Below are 11,106 nucleotides of genomic sequence, written 5' to 3' on the forward strand. Positions count from 1 at the left end.
ACAATCAGACTGATTAGGCCGACACCATGGGCACATCACCCGGCAGATAGCAGCGTCCCGCCAGCCAGCAGGCGATGGACTGACGGCTGGCGTCGAAATGGGGCTCGGGCAACTCGCGCGGATCGCACCAGACCCAACCTTCGCACTTCTCCGGCTCCAGCAGCTTCGGCTCGCCATCGGCCTTGGCATGCAGCGTCACCGAGATATAGTGCAGCCCGCTCTCGCGCCAGGTCTCCAGATTGTTGGTCACCGCCACCACCTCGGGCCCATGGATCTCAAGTCCGGTCTCCTCGGCCACCTCGCGGATCGCCGCCGACTCGAAGCTTTCCCCCAACTCCAGATGCCCCCCCGGGATCGACCAGTAGGGGGCATGGCTCCCTTTGCGTTTGCCAAGCAGCACCTGGCCTTGGGCGTTGGTCAGGATGACGCCGACCCCGACGCGGGGATAGAGAGTGGACATGAAAACGCTCCTTCAATAAGGCAGTAAAACGGCCCCACCTTAGGCCCAAGGAGGGCACAGGGCAAGCCCCGGCTGCACGACACCTGCGCCTGTCGGTGGCCCCTCCCCTTGCCCCTGAACCGGTTATCACTGATGCTGGGGAGTGAAGCCCGGATGGAGAGGCCATTCCAATCCTCTTAGTCCCCCATCACCCCGAGGAGTCCGCCATGAAAAAATTGCTCCCCCTGTGCGCTCTGCTGCTCACGGCTTGCCAAACCACGCCGCCCCCCAACTCGCTCGCCATCGATGATGCTGACGCCTGGCAGGCCATTTGCAAAGATGGCACCCGGGTTCGCGCCGTGGTAGCAGAGGGGATCTGTGGGGATCATCGCGGGGTAGCCATGTGGACGAATAAGCCAAGAGCTGAACGGATGGCAGAAGAAGCCGCCAAATAGTGTGATCCAGGCGCCATAAAATGACACTGCCGGCCAATTGGCCGGATTTTTTCGCGATCTCGCCAGCACTTTGCCACCTTGTTCATGGTGCGCTCAGTTTTCTGTTCCCATACTGGCCCTACAGTTCCAAAAGAGGAGAGACAAGATGCAAACATCCATCGTCGGGCTCTCCATTCTGTGGGGGCTAGCCAGTTTTGGTGTTCAGGGGGATTTCATCGAGAGCCGTGATTCCGTTGCGCCATCCTGGCAAGCCGAGTCCAGAGTGGAGATGGAAGGTTATCTGATTGAATCGCTGGGCGAAGATCGCTGGCTGTTCGACAACGGCAGCGAGAGCCTGCAGGTCTCCCTGCCCGAGGGGCAGTGGGTGCCGACCGGCGAGCGGCTGCGGGTCAGCGGCGAACCGCAGCAGGAGCAGAGCGGCTGGCTGCTGCAGGTGGAAGACATCAGCCAGGTCAGCGTCTGACCACGGCAGTCGCCCCGTCACCGCGACAGCTAATCCAGACCCGATAACCACTACCGAATAACCAAGAGCGAATAGCAAAAGAGGAGGCCACTGGCCTCCTCTTTCTGTTTCTATAAGCGGTCTGCGCAGCCTCAACCCAGATGGTTGAGCGGCAGCGCCGTCTTGTGCTTGATGCGGCGCAGCACGAAGCTGGAGCGCACCCCGGTCACCCCCGGAATATGGGTCAGCTTGTCCAGCAGGAAGTGCTGGTAGTGCTCCATGTCGCGCACCACCACCTTGAGCTGGTAGTCGGCATCGTTGCCGGTGATGAGGTCACACTCCAGCACTTCGGGCAGTTCGCTGATGGCGCGATCGAAATTCTCGAACCGCTCCGGCGTATGTCTGTCCATGGAAATGTGAATGTAGGCGGTGAGGGTGAGGCCAAGCTGGCGGGCGTTGAGCAGAGTAACGTGGGTGTCGATGAGACCGGCATCCTCCAGCGCCTTGACCCGGCGGGAGCAGGGGGACGGTGAGAGCCCGACCAGCTCGGCCAGTTCCAGATTGCTGATGCGGCCATTCTCCTGCATCAGCTCGAGAATATGTCTGTCTATGCGATCAAGTTTCAGCATTTACCCTTCCTCGTTGCAATGACTAATCCACTTTTCCTAGATTAAGGGTGAACTATTGCAAAAACAACCGAAATAAGTGGTTACTTTGCAACCACTCACCGGCACGGGAGGGATACTATGGTTACATCTTCCGGTGGCAAAGCAGATACCTGACCGGGTCTCTGCGGTGAAGGACCTTACCGGGTCAAGAGCCCCATCAGCCGTCTTACCTTATCGGGAAACGACGGGCTGGAACGAGAGAACCCCCTCCCCGAAGGCAACAAAGCAGGCATCCCGGCGCCTGCTTTGTTGTTTTTGGGCGTTTGGCGCAATCAGAGCGCGGGCGGCGTGATGCGATAGAGACAGCGATGCGCCCCCTCCAGCAGATATTGCTCCCGCTCCACCGTCGCCGGCGCCAGCAGCTGGCGAAACAGCGCCAGTTCGCTGCGACAGAAACCACGGCAGGTGCGCGCCGCCGCACAGATGGGGCAGTGGCTCTCCCACAGCAGCCAGCTGCCATCCTCTTCGCGGCGGATCTCCGCCATATAGCCCTCGCGAGTACGCAGCTCCTTGAGCGCCGCTAGCCGGCCAGAGAGGCCATGGAACCCCAGCGCCTCCTGATAGCGAGCAAGCATCTGCTGCTCCCGCTGCTGGATCAGCCGCTCCATCCCCTCCTCGCCAAACAGCTCGCGCACGTTGTCGATCAACTGCACGGTCAGGTCGCTATGGCTATCGGGGAAGCGCTGCCAGGCCTGCTCGGTGAGCTGCCACAGCCGCACGGGACGACCGCGCCCGCGCGCCTCGTCGCTGAATGTAACCCACCCCTCCTGCTCGAGCGTGAGCAGGTGCTGGCGGGCGCCCATGGAGGTCATCTGCAACTGCTCCCCCAGCGCGGCGGCGCTCTGCGGGCCATGGATCTTGAGCAGAAACAGGATCTTGTCGGTGCTTGCGTTCATGGTCTCATTATGGGGATCGTCCTTTATTAAATCAACAATTCACTTTACTTAATCCCGTCTATGAATCAGCATAAATAAACCAATAACTTTACTTAATGGGTGCAACATGGAGAAACACGGGCACAAAAATCCCCTCTGGGTGCTGGTCATGACGGTCACGCTGGCAGTTGCAGGCTTCAGTCTACCCTCCCCGGTATTGGCACCTTTGCTGCTGGATCCGGCCCACGGCATGCTGACGCCGGAAGCCTCCGACTGGAGCCGCAAGGTGTGGCTGGGGGTCATCATGGGGCTCTATCCCCTGTTCCAGCTGGTGGGCAGCCCGTGGCTCGGACGGCTCTCCGACCGCTATGGCCGCAAGCCACTGCTGTTGCTCTCGCTGGCCGGGGTACTGGCAGGCTATGCCCTGATGGCACTCGGTATCGCCTGGCGCTCCCTCCCCCTGTTGCTGCTCAGCCGGATTGTGGAGGGGCTATGCAACGGCAACATAGCCATCGTGCAGGCGATGGCGGCGGATCTCGCCGGCAAGGAGCACAAGGCCCGCAGCTTCGCCTGGATCAACATCGGCATGAATCTGGGCTGGGTCGTGGGGCCGATGATCGGGGGCTACGCCGCGGTGATCTCGGGGGATTACAGTCTGGCCGCCTGGCTGGCGGTAGGAATGACCCTGATCAACCTGCTGCTGGTCTACTGGCTGATCCCCTATCGTCCTCCGGTGGCGGCCACCCGTCAGACTGCGACCCTCTCCAGCCGCCAGTTGCTGCTGCAACCGGCCCTGCTGCCCTACTTCGCACTTACCCTGATCAGCTATGGCGCCGTGCAGCTCTATTTCACCTACTTCAATATCTGGCTGGTGGAGAGGCTGGCCTGGGATCCGGCCCAGCTGGCGCAGGCGGCGGTGCTGGTTAGCCTGCCCATGATGGCGGGCTCCTGGCTCGGCTCCCGCATCGCCCGTCACTGGCGCGGCAGCTCCCTCGGCATTGTCGGCCATCTGGTGATGGCGAGCGGCATACTGCTCTTTATCCTGCCCGTGCACTGGTGGGGACTGGCGCTTACCTTCGTTCCCGCTGGCATCGGCATGAGTCTGGGGGAGCTGGCCACCTCGGTGGCGGTCTCCAACCGCAGTCACCCGGAGCAGCAGGGGCAGGCGATGGGGCTCTACCGCGCCCTCGCCGTGGGCAGCGAGATCCTGGCGGTGCTGCTCGGCAGTCTGGTGCTGCTGGCCGGTACCGAGTGGCCCTTCTATCTCGCCACCTTCTGCTCCCTTGCCAGTGCCGCCGGTTTCTATCTGCTGCGTCGCCGTGCCGACCGTCGTCAACAGCTGGCCAGCTGCACCTGAGCCACGAAGGGATCACAGTTCGGCGCTTCGGCTGCGGGCAAGACTTGCATCGGGGCGCCGGGTCTGGGACGGTAAAGCTCTTTACGGATTTGTTCGATGCTGGAGGAGCTATGAGTGAGTACAAGGCCATCGCGCTCGATATGGATGGCACCCTGCTGACCCGGGATCACAAGATCTCGTCGGCCACCCGGGCAGCACTGGCGCAGGCCCGCGCCCACGGCATCAAGGTGCTGCTGGTCACGGGGCGCCACTACATGACGGCGCGTCCCTTCCACCACGAGCTGGCCCTCGATACCCCCCTCATCTGCAGCAACGGCGCCTATCTCTATGATCCGGTGCAGAACGGGATCCTCAGCGGCGACCCGCTGGCGGCCGCCCCGCTTACCGAGCTGCTGGCCGCGGTCGAGGCACAACAGATGGGCGCCCTGTTCCACCTGAGCGAAGGGATCGGCTACATCGGCTGCGAAGAGCATGTCACCCGCATCCGCCACTGGTCGGCCAATCAGCCGGACCACCTCAAGATCGCCATCCATCCGGTCGAGGAGCTGGCAGGCTGGCTCGACAACCCGGTCTGGAAACTGGAGCTGTTCAATCAGGATCCAGCGCGCCTGCACACCTTTATGGGCGAGGTGGTCGAGCAGATGCCCTTTACCCGTGACTGGGCGGCCCCCTATGCGGTGGAGCTGGTACAGCCCGGTTGCAGCAAGGGCAGTCGGCTTGCCCAGTGGGCAGCCAGCGAAGGGATTGCAATGGAGCAGGTGGTGGCGTTTGGGGACAACAACAACGACATCAGCATGTTCGAGCAAGTTGGGCTGGCGGTGGCCATGGGCAATGCGGCCCCGCAGATCCAGAGCCATGCCCATCGGGTCACGGCCGACCACAACGAAGATGGTATCGCACTGGCGCTGCAGCGCTGGGTACTGCCCTGAGCTGACAAGATGCAACATGGCCAGCACGCGGGCTGGCCATGAAGAGAGGGATTAACCGCCGAAGGAGAACTGGATCACCCGATCCGGATAACGCAGACGGTTGTACTCCCGGCGCAGGGATTCGTAGTGGCGAATGGCCCGATCGCGCTTGGCGCGGTAGTAGTCGCGCTGTTCAGTGTTGGTTTCGTTACGGATGCTGCGTTCAAGCGTATCGATATCCCGCTCGGTACGCTCCAGCTCATCGCTGATCTCCCGCATGCGGGCAGCCAGTTTGTACTCTTCATAGCCACGCTGATACTGCTTGAGGAAGCTGGCGTCATTGGGGCATACCCCCAGATAAGCCTGCCCCTCCTTGCCCTTGCTGTAAGCCAGCTCGGGAATGCAGTAGAGCTCCAGCCCCTTGTCGTAGCCCCGTTTCCACTCGGCTTCATCCACTTTGAGGCCATATTCGCTGCAAGACGAAACGTAATCGCGGGTCGCCTGACGGGTTTTGCCTTCCGATCCATCCTGATAACCCAGGTTGTACCAGCTCATGGTGCGGCACTCATCTTCTGACAGGGCACTGCATCCCGCCAGCAATACCGGCAGGGTCAGCAACAGGATTTTGGGGGACATGAACAGACTCCGGAAAAGATAGTGACCGGCATTCTAGAGAGGATAAAAGGCCATAACAAGGGATGCGCTCCCGTGCGGTCTGGCGCGGTTTATTTGATGTTTTTGTCACTATTCAACGCCGTGCCAGACGGGGCGGCCAACCCGCTTTCCTTGTTATCAGGTGCAAGGTAAACTGCGCCATCTTTTAACTGGCTCGCAACAAAAACAATGAAAGTCCTGACCGTCGATTACCGCTCACCCGATGCGGCCCAACGCTTCACCGAATCCCTGCGAACCACCGGCTTTGGCGTGTTGACCAACCACCCCATTCCGAAAGAGCTGGTGCAGTCCATCTACGACAACTGGTATCGCTTCTTCATGAGCGAGCAGAAGCAGGATTTCCTGTTCAACCGCGAGACCCAGGATGGCTACTTCCCCCCCTCGGTCTCCGAGGTGGCCAAGGGCCATAGCCAGAAAGACATCAAGGAGTACTTCCACATCTACCCCTGGGGCCAGATGCCGGAAGAACTGAAGGTGCAGGCGATGGAGTACTACCGCCTCGCCAACGGTCTGGCCGCCGAGCTGCTGGGCTGGGTCGAGCAGTACACCCCGACCGATATCGCCGCTCACTACAGCTGCCCCCTCTCCTCGATGATCGAAGAGAGCCAGAAGACCCTGCTGCGGGTGCTGCACTATCCGCCGTTCGATGGCACCGAGGAGCCGGGCGCCATCCGCGCCGCCGCCCACGAGGATATCAACCTGCTCACCATTCTGCCCGCCGCCAACGAGCCGGGGCTGCAGGTGAAGGGCTCCGATGGCGAATGGATGGACGTGCCGTGCGACTTTGGCACCCTCATCATCAATATCGGCGACATGCTGCAGGAGGCCTCTCGCGGCTACTACCCCTCCACCACCCACCGCGTCATCAACCCGACCGGGGGCAGTGCCGCCAAGTCGCGCATCTCGCTGCCGCTGTTCCTCCATCCGCGCCCGGATGTGGTGCTCTCCGAGCGCCATACCGCCCACAGCTACCTGATGGAGCGGCTGCGGGAGCTGGGGGTGATCTAGTCCGCCGACGAACAGTTGTCAGAGACCAAACCGGAGCAATCTCGCTCCGGTTTTTATTTGGTGGCAGGATTGGGCAAAAAACAGAATTAAATTAGCCAATCATGCCAATAAATCGCATTTACACCTGATAACCGTCGTAGTGATTGCGCCGTGACCTCCGTAACATGAGCGCCATTCTGCCCCTGCCAAGGGGCGCTCGATTGGAGTTCTTATGAAGCAGTCCCAATGGTCATCCCGACTCGGCTACATTCTCGCCGCAGCGGGTTCCGCGGTCGGCATCGGCGCAATCTGGAAATTCCCCTATGTCACCGCCGTCAACGGCGGCGGCGCCTTCCTGTTGGTCTTTCTGCTGTTCAGCTTCACCCTGGGGGTTGCGGTACTGATGGGGGAAACCCTGCTCGGCAGCATGAGTCGCCGCGGGGTAGTGGGAGCCTTCTCCGATCTGCTCGGCAAACAGTGGCGCTGGGTTGGGGTAATGGGGGTGATCTCTACCCTGCTCATCTACTGCTTCTACAGCGTGGTGGGCGGCTGGACCCTGGGTTATACCGGCATGGCCATCTCAGGCCAGCTCAATCATGGGGATGCGGCCGCCCTCACCGCCCGCTTCAATGACTATGTCAGCGGCGACGTCTGGCCCATTCTCACCCATCTGCTGTTTGCCGCCCTCACCTGGATGGTGGTGCAAGGAGGCATTCAGAAAGGGGTGGAGCGCACCCTGCGATGGATGATGCCGGCCCTGTTCCTGATGATCCTGATGCTGGTCGCCTTTGGCCTCACCCTGCCCAATGCGATGGCGGGGGTGCGTCACTTCCTGATGCCCGACTTCAGCAAGCTGGGGATGTCCGGCGTGCTCGATGCAATGGGGCTGGCCTTCTTCTCCCTCTCCATCGGTCTGGGCATCCACACCACCTACGGCGCCTATCTGCCGACCAGCGAAGGGGTTGGTCGCTCCAGCCTCTGGGTGGTACTGCTGGCCAGCATGGTGGCGGTACTGGCGGGCTTGATGATCTTCCCGGTGCTCGCCTCGACCGGTATCGACCCGGCCTCCGGCCCCGGCCTCACCTTTATGACCATGCCGGCGGTGTTTCAGCTGCTGCCCTTCGGTCAGGTGCTTGAGGTGATCTTCTTCGCCCTGCTGGTCTTTGCTGCGCTCTCCTCGGCCATCTCCCTGCTGGAGCATTTGCAGTGCTTCCTGTGCGAGACCTGGGGCTGGTCACGCCGCACGGCCTGCAGCGCCATCACTGGATTCGTCATGGTTAGCGGTGTTCCGGTCAGCCTGTCGTTTGGCCCGCTGCAACACGCCACCCTGTTTGGCAAAACCATTTTCGAGTTGCTGGACTTTGTCACCTCCAACCTGATGATGCCGCTGTTCGGCCTGATGCTGACGCTGCTGCTGGGCTGGAAGCTGGGACGCAAGGCGTTGCCGCAAGGGATTGCCAGCCACTGGCATCACTTGCTGATGAACTGCTGGCGCTGGATTGCCCCCTTGCTGATCGGCGGGATCTTGATTCACGGTCTGGTGTGACGGTTACTCTTCGCGGGTGGGCTCATCGGCCCGCCCCTGGGCGGCTCTGACGGCCTCCAGGGCATGCTGCCAGCGGGTGATCTCGGCATCATCCGTTCCCTTGGAGAAGACGATATAGAGACCGGCCTGATGGAGCAGCACGCCACTGCTGACGATGCTGCGCCGGGATAACCCCATCTTGTCGAGGGTGGCCTCCATCACCAGCTCAGCCATCGGCAAGGCATCGATCTTGCCCAGCATCAGCCGCTCTATCGCCTCCCCGACCGTCTTGTAGCGCACCAGATTGGTGTAGCCCTCATGGGTCAGCCGCACATCATCGGCATTACCCAGCACGACGCCCACTCTGGGCAGATCTCGCAGCTGCGCCAGCGAGGTCAGCGGGTGGCGACTATCCGGCGCCTGATAGATAAAGACCCGATTGATAAAGAGCGGGCCAACCCATTTGAAATGAGGCTCCCGCTCCGGGAGCCGCTGTACCACGAACAGTCCATAGCCGGGCTCGACCCGTGCAAGCGCCAGCGCCCGCTTGAGCGGGTAAATCCGCACCGGATAGCGGGTGCCAAGCTCCTCCTGCACCTCATCAATCAAACGAATGGCGAATCCGTCGAGCTTGCCGTCACGGTATTCGGTAAAGGGGGGTAAGTCGTGACTCAGCAGGGTTAATCCGGACTGCGCCGACACACTCAGGCTGATCAGTAACCAGGGCAGCACCATCCATCTCATACGACATCCTGTCTCATCGTTGTTCCCGTCAGCGCCATGTAGCGGTCACTAGTTCCAGAAGAAGCTACGTCGATTATCGCCCAGTAAATAGCCACAAGGTAGAAAAGATACGGCCCGGCAACGCGCTCGCCGATTGAGTTGTACGTACAGTCAGAGTGGTGACAGCGGCACACATAAAAAATTTTTGATTTTATGTGTCAATTATTCTTTCCATGGTTTAGGCTGTTTCCTCCTTCATTAGTCAGGTTGTCACCTCATGTCTGCCATCCTCGTGCTGTTTGGTCGATTTTTTAGCTCGCAAGAGAGGTGACCTTGCACGCACAGTTTTTCTGAATGTTCATTGCAAAGGTCGCCTCAGGCGGCCTTTTTTATGGTCTGTCGTTTATTGCTACTCAGGAGTATTGCTTCGATGTCGTGTTACCCGGAGGTTGTATGAGCCAGGTTCAGTGGTCTTCCCGTCTCGGTCATGTGCTGGCCGCAGCAGGCACAGCGATTGGCCTTGGTGCCATCTGGAAGTTTCCCTATGTGACCGCCACCAATGGCGGTGGCGCCTTTCTGCTGGTGTTTCTGTTGTTCAGCTTCACCTTGGGGGTAGCGGTACAGGTCGGCGAAACCCTGCTCGGCAGCCATAGCCAGCGCGGGGTGCTCGGCGCTTTTCGCAAACTGGTGGGGCCGAACTGGCGCTGGATGGGGTATATGGGGATCGCCTGCGGCTTCTTTATCTACAGCTTCTACAGCGTGGTCGGTGGCTGGACCGTGGGTTACGCCGCGCTGGCGATGGCTGGCAAGCTCAACCTGAGCGAGGGGAGCGCCCTCACCGCCCTGTTCAACGGCTATGTCAGCAACCCCTGGTGGCCGGTGCTGACCCATCTGATCTTCGCAGGCCTGACCTGGTGGTTCGTGCAGGGGGGTATTCAGAAAGGGGTTGAGCGGGCACTGCGCTGGATGATGCCCGCGCTCTTCATCATGATGTTGCTGCTGGTGGGGGTCGGTCTCTCCATGCCGGGCTCCATGGCGGGTGTACGCCAGCTGCTGCTGCCGGACTTCTCCATGCTGACCGGCCAGAGCGTGCTGGACGCGCTGGGACTGGCCTTCTTCTCCCTCTCCATCGGGCTCGGGGTACACACGACCTATGGCGCCTACCTGCCCAATAGCGAAGGGGTGCTGCGCTCCGGGGTCTGGGTGGTCACACTGGCAAGCCTTATCTCGGTGCTGGCGGGCTTGATGATCTTCCCGGCGCTGGCCTCTACCGGTATCGACCCTACCGCGGGCCCAGGGCTCACATTTATGACCATGCCTGCCGTGTTCAGCCATCTGCCGTTCGGTCAGGGGCTGGGGGTGGTCTTCTTCCTGTTGCTGCTGGTGGCGGCGCTCTCCTCCTCCATCTCCATGCTGGAGCATCTGGTGCGCTTCACTACCGAAGAGTGGGGCTGGTCGCGTCGTGGCGCCTGCCGGGTACTGACCCTGCTTATCATGGCATCCGGCATTCCAGTGAGCCTGTCGTTCGGCCCATGGAGCGATCTGACCCTGTTTGGCAAGACCATCTTCGAGCTGCTCGACTATCTCACCTCCAACCTGATGATGCCGCTGTTTGGTCTGGTACTGACCCTGCTGCTGGGCTGGCGCCTGGGTGATGCCATTCTCCCTGTAGGCCTGTCACCCGCCCTGCGTCTGGCGCTGCTCTGGTGCTGGCGCGTGGTGGCACCGCTGCTGATCAGCGGGATCCTGATCCGCGGGATCATGTAGCACCTTGCGCATCTTTGCGGGCAGGCCTTGGCCTGCCCTTTTTATTGCTGGCGTTCATATAAGCAGCATCACGATGGACAGGAGTGAAGTCAGTGGCCGTCGAGCAATCTCGGAAGAGCAGGATGAAGAAGGATCGGAGTGGCAGAGTGGCACAATAAGAGGTGGTGCTTGGCTCGCCACAACGGCAACAGAAGAAGCTGGAGTACTGAATTTCAGGCAAAAAAAATCCCCATCTGAGTGGGGACTTTCTCTGCAACCGCAGCTGATATCTCAGCCTTGCTTGCG

13 protein-coding genes are annotated in these 11,106 nt (G+C 60.8%); 8 read left to right on the forward strand and 5 right to left on the reverse strand.

Annotation, left to right across the window (positions count from 1 at the left end; genetic code table 11):
- Positions 1-13: 13 nt before the first annotated feature.
- The gene (locus VF684_RS17145) at positions 14-460 is read right to left on the reverse strand and encodes a nucleotide triphosphate diphosphatase NUDT15 (RefSeq protein ID WP_139440731.1); all 447 of its coding nucleotides are present in this window, start codon (positions 458-460) and stop codon (positions 14-16) included.
- A 206-nt stretch (positions 461-666) separates the two neighbouring features.
- Here VF684_RS17145 and VF684_RS17150 point away from each other — a divergent pair, with 206 nt between their 5' ends.
- Positions 667-894 carry a hypothetical protein gene (locus VF684_RS17150; RefSeq protein WP_005335715.1) on the forward strand — a complete coding sequence of 76 codons (228 nt, stop codon included), beginning with the start codon at positions 667-669 and terminating at the stop codon, positions 892-894.
- 145 nt (positions 895-1,039) lie between these two features.
- Positions 1,040-1,357 carry a hypothetical protein gene (locus tag VF684_RS17155; RefSeq protein ID WP_043821754.1) on the forward strand — a complete coding sequence of 106 codons (318 nt, stop codon included), beginning with the start codon at positions 1,040-1,042 and terminating at the stop codon, positions 1,355-1,357.
- Positions 1,358-1,488: 131 nt separating this feature from the next.
- Here VF684_RS17155 and VF684_RS17160 read toward each other — a convergent pair whose 3' ends face one another.
- On the reverse strand, positions 1,489-1,965 hold the full coding sequence (locus VF684_RS17160) for an Lrp/AsnC family transcriptional regulator (protein WP_005304871.1): 477 nt from the start codon (positions 1,963-1,965) through the stop codon (positions 1,489-1,491).
- Positions 1,966-2,276: 311 nt separating this feature from the next.
- Positions 2,277-2,900 (reverse strand): helix-turn-helix transcriptional regulator, encoded by a 624-nt coding sequence (locus tag VF684_RS17165; RefSeq protein ID WP_440174349.1) that lies wholly within the window; start codon positions 2,898-2,900, stop codon positions 2,277-2,279.
- A gap of 106 nt (positions 2,901-3,006) precedes the next feature.
- On the opposite strand from VF684_RS17165, the gene VF684_RS17170 reads away from it, so the two are divergent.
- Both VF684_RS17170 and VF684_RS17175 read left to right on the forward strand, forming a co-directional pair.
- On the forward strand, positions 3,007-4,236 hold the full coding sequence (locus VF684_RS17170; RefSeq protein ID WP_043821756.1) for an MFS transporter: 1,230 nt from the start codon (positions 3,007-3,009) through the stop codon (positions 4,234-4,236).
- 110 nt (positions 4,237-4,346) lie between these two features.
- Positions 4,347-5,165, forward strand: a complete 819-nt coding sequence (locus VF684_RS17175; protein ID WP_139730666.1) for a Cof-type HAD-IIB family hydrolase — start codon at positions 4,347-4,349, stop codon at positions 5,163-5,165.
- 51 nt (positions 5,166-5,216) lie between these two features.
- On the opposite strand, the gene VF684_RS17180 is transcribed toward VF684_RS17175, so the two are convergent.
- Positions 5,217-5,780, reverse strand: coding sequence for a DUF2799 domain-containing protein (locus VF684_RS17180; RefSeq protein WP_069554893.1), 564 nt, complete (start codon positions 5,778-5,780; stop codon positions 5,217-5,219).
- Between the two features lie 207 nt (positions 5,781-5,987).
- Here VF684_RS17180 and VF684_RS17185 point away from each other — a divergent pair, with 207 nt between their 5' ends.
- Together VF684_RS17185 and VF684_RS17190 are read left to right on the forward strand one after the other, a co-directional pair.
- Positions 5,988-6,827, forward strand: coding sequence for an isopenicillin N synthase family dioxygenase (locus tag VF684_RS17185; RefSeq protein ID WP_201998111.1), 840 nt, complete (start codon positions 5,988-5,990; stop codon positions 6,825-6,827).
- A 211-nt stretch (positions 6,828-7,038) separates the two neighbouring features.
- A complete protein-coding gene (locus tag VF684_RS17190; protein WP_139440734.1) occupies positions 7,039-8,352 on the forward strand; it encodes a sodium-dependent transporter in 1,314 nt (437 codons plus the stop codon).
- A gap of 3 nt (positions 8,353-8,355) precedes the next feature.
- Here VF684_RS17190 and VF684_RS17195 read toward each other — a convergent pair whose 3' ends face one another.
- Positions 8,356-9,075: a substrate-binding periplasmic protein gene (locus VF684_RS17195; protein WP_139440735.1), complete on the reverse strand. Its 720-nt coding sequence runs from the start codon at positions 9,073-9,075 to the stop codon at positions 8,356-8,358.
- A 432-nt stretch (positions 9,076-9,507) separates the two neighbouring features.
- Between VF684_RS17195 and VF684_RS17200 the strand changes: the two genes are divergently transcribed.
- Entirely contained in the window at positions 9,508-10,821 is a 1,314-nt protein-coding gene (locus tag VF684_RS17200; protein ID WP_005362979.1) for a sodium-dependent transporter, read from the forward strand.
- 73 nt (positions 10,822-10,894) lie between these two features.
- Positions 10,895-11,106: hypothetical protein (locus VF684_RS17205; protein WP_440174350.1), on the forward strand; the 212-nt coding region annotated here is incomplete at its 3' end.

It is taken from the genome of Aeromonas sp. Lyrl_2 (assembly GCF_051948815.1).
Taxonomy (GTDB): domain Bacteria; phylum Pseudomonadota; class Gammaproteobacteria; order Enterobacterales; family Aeromonadaceae; genus Aeromonas; species Aeromonas veronii.